Source organism: Rhizobium sp. 9140 (assembly GCF_900067135.1).
Lineage (GTDB): Bacteria > Pseudomonadota > Alphaproteobacteria > Rhizobiales > Rhizobiaceae > Ferranicluibacter.
This window is the reverse complement of sequence record NZ_FJUR01000002.1, coordinates 1,075,290-1,092,806: the sequence shown is the minus strand read 5'-3', so window position 1 is coordinate 1,092,806 and position 17,517 is coordinate 1,075,290. Positions and strand designations below refer to the sequence as shown.

The 17,517-nt window shown below is 63.6% G+C and carries 18 protein-coding genes; 7 read left to right on the top strand and 11 right to left on the bottom strand.

Annotated elements, in window-relative coordinates; all coding sequences use genetic code 11:
• Positions 1–34: 34 nt before the first annotated feature.
• Complete coding sequence (locus GA0004734_RS22510; RefSeq protein WP_092938020.1) at positions 35–871, top strand: transposase; 837 nt, start codon at positions 35–37, stop codon at positions 869–871.
• A gap of 46 nt (positions 872–917) precedes the next feature.
• Here GA0004734_RS22510 and GA0004734_RS22505 read toward each other — a convergent pair whose 3' ends face one another.
• The 8 genes from GA0004734_RS22505 to GA0004734_RS22470 form a co-directional block, all read right to left on the bottom strand.
• A complete protein-coding gene (locus tag GA0004734_RS22505; RefSeq protein WP_092938018.1) occupies positions 918–1,142 on the bottom strand; it encodes a hypothetical protein in 225 nt (74 codons plus the stop codon).
• A gap of 121 nt (positions 1,143–1,263) precedes the next feature.
• Positions 1,264–1,473 (bottom strand): cold-shock protein, encoded by a 210-nt coding sequence (locus GA0004734_RS22500; protein WP_067652995.1) that lies wholly within the window; start codon positions 1,471–1,473, stop codon positions 1,264–1,266.
• Positions 1,474–1,895: 422 nt separating this feature from the next.
• Positions 1,896–2,234 carry a hypothetical protein gene (locus tag GA0004734_RS22495; RefSeq protein ID WP_245292586.1) on the bottom strand — a complete coding sequence of 113 codons (339 nt, stop codon included), beginning with the start codon at positions 2,232–2,234 and terminating at the stop codon, positions 1,896–1,898.
• 116 nt (positions 2,235–2,350) lie between these two features.
• A complete protein-coding gene (hutH, locus tag GA0004734_RS22490) occupies positions 2,351–3,883 on the bottom strand; it encodes an HAL/PAL/TAL family ammonia-lyase (RefSeq protein ID WP_092938014.1) in 1,533 nt (510 codons plus the stop codon).
• Positions 3,884–3,885: 2 nt separating this feature from the next.
• Positions 3,886–4,674, bottom strand: a complete 789-nt coding sequence (locus GA0004734_RS22485; RefSeq protein ID WP_092938012.1) for an ABC transporter ATP-binding protein — start codon at positions 4,672–4,674, stop codon at positions 3,886–3,888.
• 32 nt (positions 4,675–4,706) lie between these two features.
• A complete protein-coding gene (locus GA0004734_RS22480) occupies positions 4,707–5,417 on the bottom strand; it encodes an ABC transporter permease (RefSeq protein ID WP_092938010.1) in 711 nt (236 codons plus the stop codon).
• Between the two features lie 11 nt (positions 5,418–5,428).
• A complete protein-coding gene (locus GA0004734_RS22475) occupies positions 5,429–6,151 on the bottom strand; it encodes an ABC transporter permease (RefSeq protein ID WP_092938324.1) in 723 nt (240 codons plus the stop codon).
• 124 nt (positions 6,152–6,275) lie between these two features.
• Complete coding sequence (locus tag GA0004734_RS22470; protein WP_092938009.1) at positions 6,276–7,127, bottom strand: transporter substrate-binding domain-containing protein; 852 nt, start codon at positions 7,125–7,127, stop codon at positions 6,276–6,278.
• Positions 7,128–7,302: 175 nt separating this feature from the next.
• Between GA0004734_RS22470 and hutC the strand changes: the two genes are divergently transcribed.
• Positions 7,303–8,082, top strand: a complete 780-nt coding sequence (gene hutC, locus GA0004734_RS22465; protein WP_092938007.1) for a histidine utilization repressor — start codon at positions 7,303–7,305, stop codon at positions 8,080–8,082.
• Positions 8,083–8,181: 99 nt separating this feature from the next.
• Entirely contained in the window at positions 8,182–8,967 is a 786-nt protein-coding gene (locus GA0004734_RS22460) for a DNA polymerase III subunit epsilon (protein ID WP_245292585.1), read from the top strand.
• 51 nt (positions 8,968–9,018) lie between these two features.
• Here GA0004734_RS22460 and GA0004734_RS22455 read toward each other — a convergent pair whose 3' ends face one another.
• Positions 9,019–10,008, bottom strand: coding sequence for a GlxA family transcriptional regulator (locus GA0004734_RS22455; RefSeq protein WP_092938005.1), 990 nt, complete (start codon positions 10,006–10,008; stop codon positions 9,019–9,021).
• 96 nt (positions 10,009–10,104) lie between these two features.
• Here GA0004734_RS22455 and GA0004734_RS22450 point away from each other — a divergent pair, with 96 nt between their 5' ends.
• The 4 genes from GA0004734_RS22450 to GA0004734_RS22435 are packed head-to-tail and all read left to right on the top strand — an operon-like array spanning position 10,105 to position 15,160.
• Complete coding sequence (locus GA0004734_RS22450) at positions 10,105–11,355, top strand: sarcosine oxidase subunit beta family protein (protein WP_092938320.1); 1,251 nt, start codon at positions 10,105–10,107, stop codon at positions 11,353–11,355.
• Positions 11,356–11,377: 22 nt separating this feature from the next.
• Entirely contained in the window at positions 11,378–11,656 is a 279-nt protein-coding gene (locus GA0004734_RS22445) for a sarcosine oxidase subunit delta (protein ID WP_092938003.1), read from the top strand.
• Entirely contained in the window at positions 11,653–14,616 is a 2,964-nt protein-coding gene (locus GA0004734_RS22440; protein ID WP_092938001.1) for a sarcosine oxidase subunit alpha family protein, read from the top strand. Before GA0004734_RS22445 ends, GA0004734_RS22440 begins: the two co-directional genes overlap by 4 nt.
• A complete protein-coding gene (locus tag GA0004734_RS22435) occupies positions 14,609–15,160 on the top strand; it encodes a sarcosine oxidase subunit gamma family protein (protein WP_092937999.1) in 552 nt (183 codons plus the stop codon). Before GA0004734_RS22440 ends, GA0004734_RS22435 begins: the two co-directional genes overlap by 8 nt.
• Before the next feature lie 23 nt (positions 15,161–15,183).
• On the opposite strand, the gene purU is transcribed toward GA0004734_RS22435, so the two are convergent.
• On the bottom strand, positions 15,184–16,068 hold the full coding sequence (purU, locus tag GA0004734_RS22430; protein WP_092937997.1) for a formyltetrahydrofolate deformylase: 885 nt from the start codon (positions 16,066–16,068) through the stop codon (positions 15,184–15,186).
• Between the two features lie 75 nt (positions 16,069–16,143).
• On the bottom strand, positions 16,144–17,451 hold the full coding sequence (glnT, locus tag GA0004734_RS22425) for a type III glutamate--ammonia ligase (protein WP_092937995.1): 1,308 nt from the start codon (positions 17,449–17,451) through the stop codon (positions 16,144–16,146).
• Positions 17,452–17,517 lie beyond the last annotated feature (66 nt).

Below are 17,517 nucleotides of genomic sequence, written 5' to 3'. Positions count from 1 at the left end.
AAAGTGTCGTTCATGTTGCAAACACCAAGACCGGATGCGCAAGCTGGCGGCGCTTCTGGTTGAGCAGGAACCGCAGCGAGCCGTCTTCGAGGCGACGGGGCCCTATCATCGGGAGTTGGAGACGGCTCTGGCTTCGGCCGGCCTCCTCTATGCCAAGGCCAATCCGCGCAAGGTGCGCCGCTTTGCCGATGTCGTCGGCATCCATGCCAAGACCGACAGGGTGGACGCAAAGCTGCTCGCCCGTTTCGCCGCCATGGTGGAGATCGCGCCGACGACGCAGAAAAGCGCATCGCTTCAGGCTCTTGGCGAACTGATGAACGCCCGCAAAAGCCTCGTTGCCGATCGCACCGCCATCAAGAACCGATCCCACGTTCAGACTGCAAAGCTGCTCATTCGCCAGAACGAGGCACGCCTGAAGCTGATCGAAAGCCAGATCAAGGCGATCGATCAGGAGGCCATGAAGCTGATTGGCGCGGATGCCGCCTTCACCGCACGCTTCAAAATCCTCGTTTCCATTCCGGGTATTTCCAGCCTCACCGCCTGCGTCATGCTGACCGAGATGCCGGAAATCGGCACGCTGGACCAAAGGCAGGTCGCCTTCCTTGCAGGGCTCGCTCCGCATGCAAGAGAATCGGGGAAATGGAAGGGCAAGCGCTTCATCTGCGGCGGACGCGGGACTCTGCGCCAGGCCCTCTACATGCCAGCGCTCGTTGCATCCCGGTTCAATGCCGACTTCAAGGAAAAATACCAAGCCCTTATTGCAGTCAGAAAACCACCAAAACTCGCCCTCACCGTCATCATGCGAAAACTCATCATCCTTGCAAACGCATTCATCAGGGATGCGAGGGTTTGGAACGAAAAATACGCTTGATCAAAACGGATACTTTAGGGATACAGGCTTTCCTTGCCGGGGGATGTCACCTGATTTTTCGGCGCTGCGTCAGAAGCGCCTGTGCAGCAGTCGCAACGATCGTCGCCTCCTTGGCGAGGCGTGCCTCACGGAGCCGCAGCGTTTTTGCTTCGCGTGTCTGCACGATGGAATCGAGCTCTTCGACGGCTTTTGAATGACCGAAGAACGGTGCCTGCGTCAGGCCAAACGCGATCTCCGCCTGCTGCCTCGATTTGGAGTATGTTTCCGACATGGATGATCCTGTAGTTGATAGGTCGGCCAAAGAAAAAGGCCAGGCTTTGTGCCCGGCCTTTCGGATAAATCGGTTTCGTCAGTGCCAGTACATCCGTGGTCAAGGACGGAACCGTTTATGATCAAGCGGCCTGGAGATTGCAGGCCGACATCTTGCCCGACTTGTTGTCGCGCTCGAGTTCGTAGCCGATCTTCTGGCCTTCAACGATTTCGCGCATTCCGGCGCGCTCGACAGCCGAGATGTGAACGAAGGCATCTTCGCCGCCGTTGTCAGGCTGAATGAAGCCGAAGCCCTTGGTGGAATTGAACCATTTAACTGTGCCTGTGGTCATGATGAACCCTTTCAAAGCAATGTTGATCGACCACGTCGCCCAGGCGACGCGGATAGTGACAGCGATGTTTTTGAAATGAAGGTTCGTTCGAAGCGCGGTGCCAATCGCGCGATAACCAAAGCTCAGCAAGCAAAATATCGATAAACCATTCATAGAGGCTTCCGAGATGGAAGTCAACTTCCGGTTTTCTCGTTCGAACGTATGATACTGTTTACCGTCCTTTTGGTCGCCGACGTTGGACTGATGTCATGGTCTTCCTGATCTTTTCCGTCGTCGATGAGATCCTAAGGGCTCTCTGGTTCGTCTTCGAGATATCCTCGGCCGCCGATCAGCCCTTGCGTCAACAATCGAAGCCGATCGGGTCGATGCGCGCTACTCAAGGAGCACGCGTCATCTTCACCCGTCTGATAAGACGACCCCTGTTATTGCGGCAGGTCCTTAAGAATGAGCAGCCGGTTCCCCGGCGCGAGAGCGATAATTTTCTCCTGTTCGAGAGCCAGCAAGACCGTCAGAATGTCTTCCTGGGAGTAGCCGGCGGCGTTTAAGGGCATCCCCATATCTATCAGGTTGATCGTCACCTCGGGCTTGGCCTTCAATGCGCGCAGTCGCTCCAGCGTCGCGGCTTCGATGTCTTCAAATCTGCTCATCGCACCACTATAACGGTTCTGCACTGTGTTTCGGCGTGAAATATTTCCCGCCGATGGAGAATTCAGCGCAATGGGTTTTACGCCGAACACGTTGGGACAACCCGCCGTCTCCATGCTTCGGGCGACGCATTGCGAATGGCACGCGGCATGGAGACGCTTGCTTCATTGATGATCCGGTTCCATCAGCGGGACGCGCAACGAGAGCAGCCCGCCTGCCGGTATCACCGCGGTCATATCTCGGTGACGTGAACGTCCGTCATCAGACGCCGGGTGGTTTCCAGATCCTGGCCGAGCGGCCGATCGTCTGCGTAGAGAGGGATGATGCGGCGCAGGTGGCGGTGGAGGCGGTCGGTACCGGGAGCGCGGCTGTGCGGCGTGATGTCCCCGCTCTCCAGCGTGGCTGCGATGAGGTCGTGGGCCTGAACGGCGGCGGCGTATTCGATGGCGAGGATCTGTTCGGCATTATCGAGGATGGCGAGGAGCTTGTTTGCGGCAGCGGTCGGGTGCGCCAGAAAGTCCTCCTGATTGCCGGAGGTGAGACCGCCGTCGAGGCTCGCGGGTGTGGCGAGGCGGCGGCTCTCAGTGGCAAGGGCTGCGGCCGTATATTGCGCGATCATGAAGCCGGAACCGGCGCCAGGGTCGGTGGCGAGGAAGGGCGGCAGGCTGCTGACGAGCGGGTTGACGAGGCGGTCGATCCGGCGCTCGGAGATGGCGGACAGCTGCGCCAGCGCAACCGCGAGGCTATCGAGCGCCTGTGAGAGCGCGGGCGCCACGGCGTGGGCCTGCGAGAACACGAGGGGCGCGTCCGGCGTGCCGGCAACGGCCGGGTTGTCCGTGACCGAAGCGAGTTCCCGATCGACGACGGCGGCGGTGACGTCGAACACATCACGGGCCGCACCATGGACATGAGGCACGGCGCGCAGGCTGAGCGCATCCTGTGTGCGCTTTCCCTTGGCAGCCTCGATCAACCCGCTTCCGGCCAGGAGCCGACGAAGGGTTTCACCCACGGCGACGAGACCCGGCGACGGGCGGAGTGCCAGCACCTTTTCGTCAAAGGCGGTCATCTGCGCGCCCAGTGCTTCCAGCGTCAGGGCGGCGATGGCATCGGCCCAGTCGAGAAGGCCTGCCGCGCGGGACAGCGTCAGGGCGCCGAGCCCTGTCGAGCAGGCCGTGCCGTTGACGAGGCTGAGCCCCTCCTTGGCTTCCAGCACCAAGGGTGCGAGGCCAAGTGCGGCCAGCGCTGCGACACCGCTCATGCAAATGCCGTTCACCTGCGCCCTGCCCTCGCCGATGAGGACGAGGGCGATATGGGCATTGTGCGTGAGATAGCCAGCCGAGCCGCGGGCGGGAATGTCGGGAATGCAGTTCTTTTCGAGAAACGTGCAGAGCGTTGCCACGACGTCCCTGCGGACGCCGGAATGCCCATGCGCCATGTTGGCGACCTGCGCCGCCATGATGGCGCGTACGGATTTCGCATCGAGCAGCGGGCCGACGCCGCAGGCATGGCTGAGAACGATATTGCGCGACAAACGGCTCTGCGATGGGCGATCGACCACCGTATCGGCCAGCGCGCCGACACCGGTGGTAATGCCATAGGCGCGCACACCGCTTTCCACCAGCGCGCCGACGATGCGATGCGCCGTCTCGATCCGTGCAATGGCATCTTTTGACAGGATCAGCGGCGCGCCGTCCGCGACACGCGCGACCGCTCGCCAGTCGAGCCGCGTTTCCAGCACCACGTCGTCCAGGCACACCGCGTCCATGGTCAGCCCCCGAAATTTCCGATGAACTGGCGGAAAGCCGGCGAGGCACCGTCGGCAAAAACGGTGTCGGGTGCGCCGTCGCAATCGATCTCGCCGGATTTCATGAAGATCACCCGGTTCGACACGGTGCGGGCAAAGCTCATCTCGTGCGTGACGACCAGCATGGTCATGCCTTCCTCGGCGAGTGCGCGCATGACACGCAAGACCTCACCGACCAGTTCCGGGTCGAGTGCGGAGGTCGGCTCGTCGAACAGCATCACCTTGGGCTTCATGGCCAGCGACCGGGCAATCGCCGCGCGCTGCTGCTGCCCGCCGGACAAGTGCGCCGGATAGGCGTGGCGCTTGCCGGCGATGCCGACCTTTTCGAGAAGCGCTTCGGCCTCGGCGACGCATTCGGCTCGGGGCCGTTTCAGCACGTGTACCGGTCCCTCGATGATGTTCTCCAGAATGGTCATATGGGACCAGAGATTGAACGACTGGAACACCATGCCGAGTTCGGAGCGCATGCGATCGACCTGCCGTCTGTCTGCCGGCACCGTGCGTCCACCACGCTGCGTCATGCCGATCGTTTCGCCATCGACCACGATCTCGCCGGAATCGGCGATCTCCAGCATGTTGATGCAGCGCAGGAAGGTGGACTTGCCCGATCCGCTGGCACCAAGCAGCGAAATCACGTCGCCGTCATGCGCGTCGAGCGACATGCCGCGCAGCACCTGGTGGGTGCCGAAGCTCTTGGTGATATTGCGGACGGAAAGGCGGGGGGCGCCGGATAAATGGGGAGCACTGGCCATGAGCGTTCCGATCGGGCTGGAAGGGTCTGTTGTCATTGCTGGGCAGCCGGAAAGAGAGGTGCTGCGCGACGGTGCGGGCTAAGGCGGTATTCGAGAAATGCCATGAGCTGCAGGATGAGGAAATTGAGAATGAGGTAGATGGCCGCCGCACAGAGGAAGACCTCCATGGTGCGGTAGGTCTGCGCGATCAGCCGCTGGGCGACGCCCGTCACCTCCCAAACCGTGACGAGGCTGGCAAGCGCCGTCGATTTCACCATCATCATGACCTCAGTCGAATAGGCGGGCAAGGCATTGCGAAAGGCGATCGGCGCGAGAATGCGGCGCGTCAGCAGAAAGCCGGACATGCCGACCGCGCGTGCCGCCTCGATTTCGCGCGCGGGGATCGAGCGCAGGCCGAACCGGAAGATCTCGGCCGTATAGCCCGCAGTGCAGAGCGACAGGGACAGGACGGCGCAGACGAACGGCTCGCGCAGGGCCGGCCAGAGAAAGCTGTAGCGGATGAAGCCGAACTGCCCGAGGCCGTAGAAGACGAGGAACATCTGGATGAGCAGCGGCGAGCCGCGAAAGATGAAGATGTAGCCCTTGGCAAAGCCGCGCGCGATCGGATTGCCGCCAACGCGCATCCACACGACGAGGAGCGCCAGCAGGCCGCCGAAGATGACCGAGAGCGAGAACAGTGCCAGCGTCATCGGCAGAGCCGCCACCAGCGTCAGCATCGTCGAGGCCATGAAGTCGAGGTCCATGCGTGTCTCCCTCAGGCCTGGCCGATGCCGGCGGGCATGCTACGATTGGCGCGGCGTTCCGCCCCGTTGAACACCCGGTCGGAGATGCTGGTGAGAACGAGGTAGAGGCAGCCGCCGACGATGAAGAACAGAAAGTGCTGTCGCGTAGAGCCGGCCGCGATCTGGCTGGTGCGCATGAGGTCGGCGAGCCCGGTCACGGAGACGAGCGCCGAATCCTTCAGGCTTAGCTGCCAGACATTGCCGATACCCGGAATGGCGAAGCGCAATACCTGGGGCGCGATGATGCGGCGGAAGCGCAAGGACCGGTGCATGCCGATTGCCTGCGCTGCTTCCAGCTCGCCCTTCGGGATGGCAAGGAAGGCGCCGCGATAAACCTCGGCCTGATAAGCGCCCGAGATGATGCCGACGGCCAGCGAACCCGCCACGAAGGAGGGCATACCGAGGAATCCTTGATAGCCGAAGGCAGAGCCGGCAGCGGTTACGAGACTGGAGCCGCCGAAATAGACGAGATAGATGATGAGCAGCTCCGGTACGCCGCGAAACACGGTGGTGTAGGCGCTGCCGAAGGCGCGCGCGATGCGGCTGCCGGAGAGTTTTGCCCAGGCGATCAACGTGCCGAAGACCATGCCGATGAACAGCGCCGCCGCCGTCACGCAGAGCGTCATCAGCGTGGCGACCAGGAGAAGCCCGCCCCAGCCCGTAGGGCCGAAGCCGATGGTTTGCAGGATTGTCATGCCCGGAATGCCCTCTTTCCCGCTGCCGGACGCGCCTGTCATAGCGCATCAAGGTGTCGCTGCATCATCCGTCCTACGCCGCAGGACCGGCCCTGAAGGCCGACCTGCGGCGCGAGATGTCGCGTCAGGGCGTGACGTCGGTCTTGAACCACTTCATCGACAGCGTCTTGATGGTGCCGTCGTCGAGCGCTGCCTGAATGGCCTTGTTGAACATGTCGCGCAGGTCCGTATCGGCCTGGCGCAGGCCGAGACCCTCGCCGCTGCCGAAGATAGTGCCGCCGATTTCCGGGCCGGTAAAGCCGAGCGTGCCATTGGCTTTCTCGAAGGCGGAGATCAGGTAGACCGCATCGTCGAAGACGAGGTCGATGCGGCCGCTTTCGAGGTCGAGATCACGTTCGGCGCCGGTTTTGTACTCACGCACCGTGGCGACGCTGCCGAAGTTGTCATAGATGAACTTGGAATAGACCGTTGCAGCCTGAATGCCGATGGTCTTGCCAGCAAACACTTCCTTCAGCGCATCGATCTCTTTGGCGTTGGCGCCGGGATCGAGCTTGATGACAGTGCCGGTGCCGGCGGCGTTCGCCAGCGGGCTGTCTTTCGCGGTCGCGAAGGCCGCATGGGTATGGGCGTAGGGAATGGTGAAATCGATGATCTTCTTGCGCTCTTCGGTGATCGACAGCGCATCCATGATGACGTCGTACTTGCCGGCCGTCAGCGCTGGGATCATGCCGTCCCAGTCGGACGCGACCAGCGTGCACTCGACCTTCATATGGTCGCAAAGATACTTGGCGAGTTCAGGCTCGAACCCACCGAGCGTGCCGTCGGGATTGGTCAGGTTCCACGGCGCATAGGCACCTTCGAGCGTGATGGTGACGGTCTTCCAGTCCTTGGCAGCGGCGACCGGTGCGGTCAGCGCGACGGTGGACAGGGCTGCGAGCGCAACGGCGCCCACACTCAGAATTTTGGCGATGTTCATGGTCCGGTTCCTCTCGGAGTTTCATGCATTCCCTGAGCCGATCTGCGCCGGCTTACCGCGTCCCGGAATAGACCGGAAAACCACGTTGTATATGGTACCATATGCCTTTTGATGTGCTATGCAAGACGGAACGCTTCATTCGAAGCAAATTTTTCTGTGCCCAGGAATTAAGCAGATGAAACGCAAGGACGGCAAGCCCTCGGCTATAAGCTGGGACGGAACGGAGAGCGACGGGGCGCCGCTGTATGCCGGGGTCAAGCAAATGATCCTCGGCCGCATCCAGAGCGGCGAGTGGCCGCCCCGCCACCGTGTGCCATCGGAAAACGAACTGGTCTCCGAGCTCGGCGTCAGCAAGATGACCGCTAACCGGGCGCTGCGGGAGCTGGCGAGCGAGGGCGAACTCGTGCGCATCCAGGGCGTCGGCTCGTTCGTCGCCGAGCGCAAGGGGTATTCCGAGCTCTTCGAAGTGCGCAACATTGCCGACGAGATCAAGTCTCGCGGGCATCTTCACGCCTCCGACGTCATCGTTCTTGCCCGCGAGCATGCCTCCCCGGACGTCGCCGACGGGCTCGACCTTCCGATCGGCTCGCCTGTCTTCCACTCGCTCATCGTCCACAGCGAGAACGGCGTGCCTGTGCAGATCGAGGATCGCTTCGTCAATCCCGACATGGCTCCGGACTATCTGGAACAGGATTTCACGCTGGAAACACCGAATTCCTACCTCACGGCGACAGCTCCGCTCAGCGGCTCCGAGCATGTGGTGGAAGCGGCCATGCCGCAGCCCTGGGAGTGCAAGCTCCTCGTCATTCTGCCATCGGAGCCCTGCCTCACCATCCGCCGCCGCACCTGGTCCTTCCAGAAGACCGTCTCGCTCGCCCGCCTCGTCTACCCCGCCAGTCGCTATCGACTGGAATCGCGCAGCGGGAAGATCGGGATGGATAGTAAAGATGTATAGGGAAGTGATGGGGTGATAGAATGTGGAACCATTGTGCTCGTATGCGGATTACGCGGATAGCGAACAGCCAGTAGCGAGAAACATCACGGCACCGATGTCGTGGAAGGAGGCGGCATTTCCGATACGGCCCGAAGAAGGATTCGCGTTATCGATCTGGAGACCGGCGGGAATGGGCCGGACGACGTCTGCGAGATCGGTTGGCAGGATGTGGTGCTCGGGGACGATGGGAACTGGAACGTCAACGAGGACCGCGGTGCACGGCTGGTCAATCCCGGACGTCCCATGTCGCCGGATGCGATCGCCGTTCATCATATCCTCGATGCCCATGTGGCGCACGCACCCTTCTGGAAGGCGGCAGCACCCGGCGTGCTCCGGCCGGAGGGCCGCATCGATGCCTTGGCGGCACATCGTGCGTCGTTCGAGCAGCGCTATTGTACGCCGAGGCTGACAGGCGGCCTCCCCTGGATCTGCACGTGGAAATGCGCGTTGCGGATCTGGCCAGACCTTTCGCGCTTTTCGAACCAGATGCTCCGCTATCAGCGGATGCCGGAGGGGCTGGTGCACGAGATCGGCCTGCCGGCGCACCGCGCCATGCCGGATGCCTATGTCACAGCGCATCATTTGCGCGATATGCTGAACATCGTCCCGATCGAGCACCTGCTCGCTTGGAGTGCCCTTCCCGGCCTGCTCCCGCGCGTCCCGGCAGGCCCGGAACGAGGACGGAGTTGGGATCGGTTGAACGATGAGGTGCTGGGCGAGTTTGCCCGCAGCCGCGATGTGGACATCCGCTTTACCGCAAAGACCGAACTCGAGAGGCGCCGGCAAGACCGGGGGGAGCCAGTACCCGAGCCGGCCAACGAACCGGCACAGAAGACCCTGATTTGAGCAGTCGACCATCGGACCACATCTGAAACTTTTTCCTTGAAGACACCTTCCTTACGCACGCTCCGATCGCGTTCCTTTTCCCTTGCGGCGGAACGCGCCTGGGGGTTGCCCAAGGACGGTCTTGCAGGCGCGCGAGAAGTGGCTCGCGCTGGAGAAGCCGGTGGCAAAGGCGACGGCGGAGATGGAAAGCGGGCTCTGCTCCAGCAGGCGCCGCGCATGATCCAAGCGGATCAGGCGATAGGTTTCAAGGAAGCCGCGGCCGAGTTCCTGTGCGAACAAGCGATCGAGGTGGCGTGGGCTGACGCCGCAGAGTCGCGCGAGCGTTGCCCGGTCGAGCGGCTGCTCGATAGCGGCCTCCATCTTTTCGAGCACGGTCAGGAGTGCTGCATGATGCGTACCGAACCGCTCGGCGGCGGAGCCGCGCTGCGCCGCCGTCGGTTCGGCGACGGCCGTGTGCAGGTACCAGTCGCTGACGCGGCGGGCGAAGTCGGCGCCCATCCGCTCCGAGATCATCCGGTGCATCATATCGAGCGGCGCAACGCCGCCGCCGCAAGTGATGCGGTCGCCCGTGATGACGTAGCGCGCCTGCCGCGGCTGGAGATGCGGAAAGGTCTCGCGGAAGATTGCCGCATGCTCCCAATGAAGCGTAAAATCCCGGTTTTCCAGAAGCCCGGCCGCGGCGAGGATATAGGCGCCGCTGGAGATGCCGCCGATCCGGATGCCTTGTCGGGCGAACCGGCGCAGCGCGGCGTGTAGCCCGCCGGGGTCGCCCCAGTCGGCGACATCCCCCCCGGCGCAGACGAAGATCGTGTGGCAGCCGGCGCCGCGCTCGGCAAGATCCGCGCAGTCCACCTGCACGCCCGAGGAACTGCGCGCCGGCCTGCCACCCGGCGACAACGTCACAGGCTCGTAAAGCGGCAAACCCGCCAGCATGTTCGCCGCCCGCAGGGGCTCGGTCGCGGACGCATAAGACATCAGCGCAAAATTCGGCATCAACACGAAGCCCATGCGCTGCAGCGCGCGCGTATCGGAAAGCAACATGGCCCGATTCTACATCAATCCGTCCTATTCATGCAATCGACGGATCGCGGATTCGTTTATCCTGATGTCACGATTTCCCGGCACGACGGCACACCCATGCGCTACTCCGCCCTCTCCCTTCTCATGAACGGTCTTCGCGGCAACAGAGACTGGACGCCGGCATGGCGGCAGCCGGAGCCGAAGGCGCGTTACGACGTGATCATCGTCGGCGGGGGCGGTCACGGGCTGGCGACGGCCTATTACCTTGCAAAGATCTTCGGCATCACCAATGTCGCGGTGCTCGAAAAAGGTTACGTCGGCTCCGGCAATGTCGGCCGCAACACGACGATCATCCGCTCCAACTATCTGCTGCCCGGCAACAATCCGTTCTACGAGCTGTCCATGAAGCTCTGGGAAGGGCTGGAGCAGGATTTCAACTTCAACGCCATGGTGTCGCAGCGCGGCGTGCTCAACCTCTTTCATTCCGATGCCCAGCGCGATGCCTATACGCGGCGCGGCAATGCCATGTTGCTGCATGGCGTCGATGCGCAGCTGCTCGACCGGGCGGCGGTGCGGCAGATGCTGCCCTTTCTCGATTACGACAATGCGCGGTTTCCCATTCAGGGCGGCCTCTTGCAGAAGCGCGGCGGCACAGTGCGCCACGATGCGGTCGCTTGGGGTTATGCGCGCGGTGCCGACCAGCGTGGCGTCGATATCATCCAGAATTGCGAGGTCACCGGCATCCGCCGCGAGAACGGTCTCGTCACCGGCGTCGAGACCAGCCGGGGCTTCATCGGCTGCGGCAAGCTCGGGCTGGCAGCCGCCGGCAATTCCTCACGCGTTGCCGAAATGGCGGGCCTCAAGCTGCCGATCGAGAGCCACGTGTTGCAGGCCTTCGTGTCCGAAGGCCTCAAACCCTTCATCGACGGCGTCGTGACCTTCGGGGCCGGGCATTTCTACGTGTCGCAGTCCGACAAGGGCGGCCTCGTCTTCGGCGGCGATATCGACGGCTACAATTCCTATGCGCAGCGCGGAAACCTTGCGACCGTCGAGCATGTCGCGGAAGCCGGCAAGGCGATGATCCCCGCGCTCTCGCGCGTCCGGGTGCTGCGCTCCTGGGGCGGCATCATGGACATGTCGATGGACGGATCGCCGATCATCGACCGCACGCATCTCGAAAATCTCTACCTCAATGCCGGCTGGTGCTATGGCGGGTTCAAGGCGACGCCAGCCTCCGGCTTCTGCTTTGCCCATCTTCTGGCAAAGGGCGTCTCGCACGAGACCACGCGGCAGATGCGGCTCGACCGGTTCGAGCGCGGATACATGATCGACGAAAAAGGGCAGGGCGCGCAGCCGAACTTGCACTGATACTCATGAGGAAGCACCTGATATGGCCAGTCTCGTCCCCTGCCCGCATTGCGGCGCCCGACCGAAAGAAGAGTTCACCATTCGCGGTGAGGCGCTTGCGCGACCGGATGCAGATGCCGATCCTGGGGCGTGGATGGATTACGTCTACCTGCGCGACAACCCGCATGGCCGCTACGACGAACACTGGCACCACACGGCGGGCTGCCGCCGCTGGCTGGTGGTGACGCGCGATACCGCGACCCACGAGATCGCCGCAAGCCGCGATGCCGCACTCGGTGCAGCCGGAGAGGCACGACCATGACGCCCTATCGCCTTCCGGCCGGCGGGCTCATCGACCGGCGCGCACCGATCTCCTTCACCTTCGACGGAACGCCGCTGACGGGCTTTGCCGGCGACAGCCTTGCCTCCGCCCTGCTCGCCAATGGTCGCCTGCTCGTCGGCCGCAGCTTCAAATACCACCGGCCGCGCGGAATTCTCACGGCCGGTGCCGCCGAGCCGAATGCACTGATGACCATCGGACAGGGCGGTCGAACCGAAGCCAATAGCCGTGCCACGATGCAGGAACTTTATGCAGGGCTGGAGGCGCGCAGCCAGAGCCGCTGGCCGTCGCTTGCCTTCGATATCGGCGCGCTGAACGGCCTCCTCTCGCCGTTTCTCGGCGCAGGTTTCTACTACAAGACCTTCATGTGGCCGGCCCCCTTCTGGGAAAAGCTCTATGAGCCCTTCATCCGCAAGGCGGCGGGCCTCGGCACGGCGAGCCGTGCGGCAGACCCGGATAGCTACGAGAAATGCTGGGCGCATTGCGATCTCCTCGTCATAGGCTCCGGCCCGGCAGGTCTCGCGGCCGCGCTGACGGCTGGGCGTGCAGGCGCGCGGGTCATTCTTGTCGAAGAGCATGCGGCGGCCGGCGGCACGCTCCTGTCCGAGACGGCGCGGATCGCCGGAACGCCTGCGCCGGATTTCGTCGCGCAGACGATGGCCGAGCTGGAATCGCTTGCGAATGTAACGATCCTTCTGCGCACCACCGCATTCGGCTGGTACGACGGCAATGTCTTCGGAGCCCTCGAGCGTGTGCAGAAGCATGTGCGTGCGCCCGTTGCCGCGCGGCCTGTGGAGCGGCTGTGGCGCATCGTGGCGAAAAAAGCGCTGCTGGCGGCCGGCGCAGAGGAACGGCCGCTCGTCTTCGGCGGCAACGATCTTCCCGGCGTCATGACGGCCGGCGCCATGCGCACCTATCTCAACCGCTACGGCATTGCGCCCGGCCGGCAGGTCGCGATCTTCACCACCAACGACAGCGGCTATGCGCTGGCGGCCGATCTCGAAGCGCACGGCATCGTACCCGGGATCGTCGTCGACAGCAGGGCGGACGCCGCGTTTCCCTATAGGGGCAAAGCGCGCATCGTCACGGGCGCCGTTGTCTCGGATGCCGCGGGTGGGAAGGCGATTTCCTCCATCACGGTGCGTCGAAACGGCCAGACGGAGACCGTGAGGGCGGATGCGTTGGCCATGGCCGGCGGCTTCAGCCCGATCATCCATCTCGCCTGCCATCGCGGGGCCAAGCCACTGTGGTCGGATGCGCAATCGGCCTTTCTCGCGCCCGGCGATCTCGTCGGTCTGGACCTTGCCGGTGCCGTCGCCACGACCGCCGGCATCGCCGCCTGCCTCGAGGATGGCGCGCGCAAGGCCGTGGCGCTTCTGAATGCGATGTCCTTCGATGCGACCCCGGCACGTTTCGGTGCCGTCGAGGGCGATATCGTCTCGCCGCCTGCCCGGCCGCTCTGGACCGTACCCGGCGTCAAGGGCAAGGCCTTCGTCGATTTCCAGAACGACGTGCACCGTGGGGATCTCGACCTCGCCGTGCGGGAAGGCTACGGCCATGTGGAACTGGCCAAGCGTTACACGACCAACGGCATGGCGACCGATCAGGGCAAGCTCTCCAACGTCAACGCCATCGGCCTTCTCGCCGAAGCGCGCGGCCTGTCCCCGGCCGATGTCGGCACCACGACCTTCCGGCCGTTCTACACGCCGGTCTCCTTCGGCGCGCTGGCCGGCCCCTATCACGGTCACGATTTCCAGCCGGTGCGCCGCTCGCCGCTGCACGACTGGGCGCGCCGGCTCGGCGCCACCTTCGTTGAGACCGGTCTCTGGTATCGTTCGTCCTTCTTCCCGCGCGCCGGCGAAGCCACATGGCGCGAGAGTGTGGATCGCGAAGTGCTGAACGTGCGCGCCCATGCCGGGCTCTGCGACGTGTCGATGCTCGGCAAGATCGAGATCTGCGGGCGCGATGCCGCGGAATTCCTCAACCGGGTCTATTCGAACGCCTTCCTGAAACTGCCGGTGGGCAAGGCGCGCTACGGCCTGATGCTGCGCGAGGACGGCATGATCTACGACGACGGCACGACGAGCCGCCTGTCGGAAAACCATTACGTCATGACCACCACGACGGCATACGCGGCCGGCGTGATGAACCATCTCGAATTCTGCGCGCAGGTCCTGTGGCCGGATCTCGATCTGCGGCTCGCCTCCTCCACCGACCAGTGGGCGCAGATGGCGATCGCGGGGCCGAAGGCGCGGCGCATCCTGCAGGCGATCGTGGACGAGGATCTGTCCAACGAGGCCTTCCCGTTCCTTGCCGCCCGCGAGGTCTCGCTTTTCGGCGGCGCGCTGCACGGACGCCTCTTCCGCATCTCGTTTTCCGGCGAACTGGCTTATGAACTGGCCGTGCCAGCCGGCTACGGCGAGAGCGTCGCGGAGGCGCTGATGGAGGCGGGCGTGCCGCACGGCATCCAGCCCTATGGCGTGGAGGCGCTCGGCGTGCTGCGCATCGAGAAGGGGCATGTCACCCACAATGAAATCAACGGCACGGCGACGGCCGCCGATCTCGGCTTCGGCAAGATGGTCTCTGCCGGCAAGCCCGATTTCATCGGCAAGGCCATGGTCGGGCGTCCGGGCCTCGTGGATCCCGAGCGCGCCCAGCTCGTGGGCGTCCTGCCGCTCGACCCGAAGACATCCTTTCGCACCGGATCGCATATTCTCGCCTTCAACGCCAAAGCCACGCTCGAAAACGACCAGGGCTATGTCACATCGAGCGCCTATTCACCCCATGTCGGATCGACCATCGGTCTTGCGCTCGTCAAGCGTGGCGCAACGCGCCACGGCGAGACGGTGACGATCTGGAACGGTATCCGCAATGAATTCACGCCCGGCCGCCTGTGCGATCCGGTCTTCATCGATCCGGGACACGAGAAGCTTCATGTCTGATTTTCACATCACGCCCTACATCACGACATCGGCGGCACTCAAAGGCTGCACGCGCCTCGTCAGCCGAGCGATCCGGCTGGAAGCGCTACCGGAGGGGCATGTGATCCAGGTGCTGGGCAAGCCCGGCGATACCCTTTCCATGGCGCGGCTCAAGGCCATCTCGGATGGCGCGCCGCACGCCGTGCGCGCCGCCGGCCTCGGACAATGGTTCATCGTCGGCGACCGCGCAAAGACGCATGCCGAGCTTGCCGATCTCTTTGCGAGCCTTCAGCCGGAGGCCTTCGGCGTGGACCAGAGCGCCGGCCGGGTCCGTATCCTTGCCGCCGGCCCGATGGTCGAGCGGATGCTGGCCAAGGGTACGGCCGTCGATCTCTCGCTGTCGAACGTCCCCGTGGGACACGCCACGACGGCGCTCATCGGCCATATCGCCGCTCACATCACCCGCACGGGGAACGACACGTTCGAGATCATGGTTCTGCGCGGCTTTGCCCAGAGCCTGTGGGACGATCTCGCCCGTATGAGCGCGGAGTTTCTCGACAGCTGAAAGGTCTTCGGGCGTCGTCGGCGTCAGCCCATGCGCTCGGATGCGTAGCCGCCGGGGCTGGCGGGAAAGACGACGGTGCGGTTGCCATTAAGGAAGACGCGGTGGTGGATGTGCGCGTGGATGGCGCGCGACAGCACCTGTGCCTCCACATCCCGGCCGATGGACACATAGTCGGCCGCGCTCTGCGCATGCGTGATGCGGGCGACGTCCTGCTCGATGATCGGGCCTTCGTCGAGTTCGGCCGTCACATAATGCGCGGTCGCGCCGATCAGCTTCACGCCGCGGCCATAGGCCTGCTTGTAGGGGTTGGCACCCTTGAAGCTCGGCAGGAAGGAGTGGTGGATATTGATGATCCGGCCCGACATGCGCGCGCACATGGCATCCGACAGAACCTGCATGTAACGGGCGAGCACGACGAGGTCGGCACCGGACTGCTCGATGAGCGCGAGGATGCGGGCTTCCGCTTCCGGCTTGTTGGCCTTGGTCACGGGGATGTGGTGGAACGGAATGTCGTGATTGACCACCACCTTCTGGTAGTCGAAATGGTTGGAGACCACGGCGACGATCTCGATCGGCAGAGCGCCGATCTTCCAGCGGTAGAGAATGTCGTTGAGGCAGTGGCCGAAGCGCGAGACCATCAGCACGACCTTCATCGGCGCTGCCGGATCGTGGAACGGGTAGTCCATGGCGAAAGGCTGCGCGACGGCGGCAAAATCCGCCTCGATCGCGGCCAGCGACAGGCCATCCTCCGAGTGAAACCCGATGCGCATGAAGAAGCGACCGGTCTCCAGATCGTCGAACTGGGCGCTGTCGACGATGTTGCAGTGCTTGTCGGCGAGATAGGTCGAGATGGCGGCGACGATGCCGCGCCGCGAGGCGCAGGTGACGGTGAGAACGAACGGGTTCAAGACGCGTCCTTTCGCTTGATGTGCGACGATGACGTGGGAACCGGACCTGCGGGCCGTCGGGAGAGCGTCCGATGCCTAGACATCGAGCGTCGTCTCCCGTTCCCAGGCCGTGAAATGGCTGCAATAGCGCGTCCACTCATCATGTTTCAGCTTGAGATAGGCCGCGGAAAAATCCCTGCCCATCGCCGCCTGAAGCGCGTCGTCCTTCTCGTAGTCGCGCAGGGCGTCGAGCAGGTTCAGCGGCAGCCGCGGCGCGTTCGTCACCGTGTAGCCCTCGCGATACATGTCGATATCGTGGTGCGGGCCGGGATCGGCCTTCGAACGCATGCCCGACATGCCGGCCGCAAGGATGATCGCCTGCAGCAGGTAGGGATTGACCGCGCCGTCCGGCAGGCGGAGTTCGAAGCGGCCGGGGCCGGGAACGCGCACCATGTGCGTGCGGTTGTTGCCGGTCCAGGTCACCGTGTTCGGCGCCCAGGTGGCGCCCGAAACGGTGCGCGGCGCGTTGATGCGCTTGTAGGAATTGACGGTCGGGTTGGTGATGGCCGCAAGCGCCGAGGCATGTTTCATAATGCCGCCGAGGAAGGTCTTGCCGGTCGCGGAAAGCCCGAACGGCATATCCTTGTCGGCAAAGACATTGGTCTTGCCCGCGAGATCCCAGACCGAGATATGCGCGTGGCAGCCATTGCCGGTCAACCCCTTGAACGGCTTCGGCATGAAGGTGGCGCGCAGCCCGTGCTTCTCGGCAATGGATTTGACCATGAACTTGAAGAACGAGTGCTTGTCGGCGGTGGCCAGCACATCGTCATATTCCCAGTTCATCTCGAACTGGCCGTTCGCATCCTCATGATCGTTCTGGTAGGGCTTCCAGCCGAGCGCCAGCATCGCATCGCAGATCTCCGCGATCACGTCGAACCGGCGCATCACCGCCTGCTGGTCGTAGCAGGGCTTTTCCGCCGTGTCGTAAGCGTCCGAGATGACCGAGCCGTCGGCGGAAGTGAGGAAGAACTCGGGCTCGACGCCGGTCTTGACCCTGAGCCCCATCTCGGCGGCTTCCGCCACCAGCCGCTTCAACAGCACACGCGGTGCCTGCTCCAGCGGCTTGTCGTCCATCCGACAATCAGCCGCCACCCAGGCCACGTCCTTCTTCCACGGTAGCTGGATCACCGAGGATGCATCCGGCAGGGCAAAGAGATCGGGATGGGCCGGCGACAGGTCGAGCCAGGTCGCAAAGCCCGCAAAGCCGGCGCCGTCCGCCTGCATGTCGGCAATGGCCTGCGCCGGCACCAGCTTGGCGCGCTGCGCACCGAAAAGATCGGTGTAACTGATCATGAAATAGCGGATGCCGTGCTCGGCGGCATAGGTCGAGAGGTCCAGTGTCACGTCGTTCCCCTTATGGATTATCAGACACCTCGTGGAGACAGGCCGCATCCTCCCAAAGACGGCCGG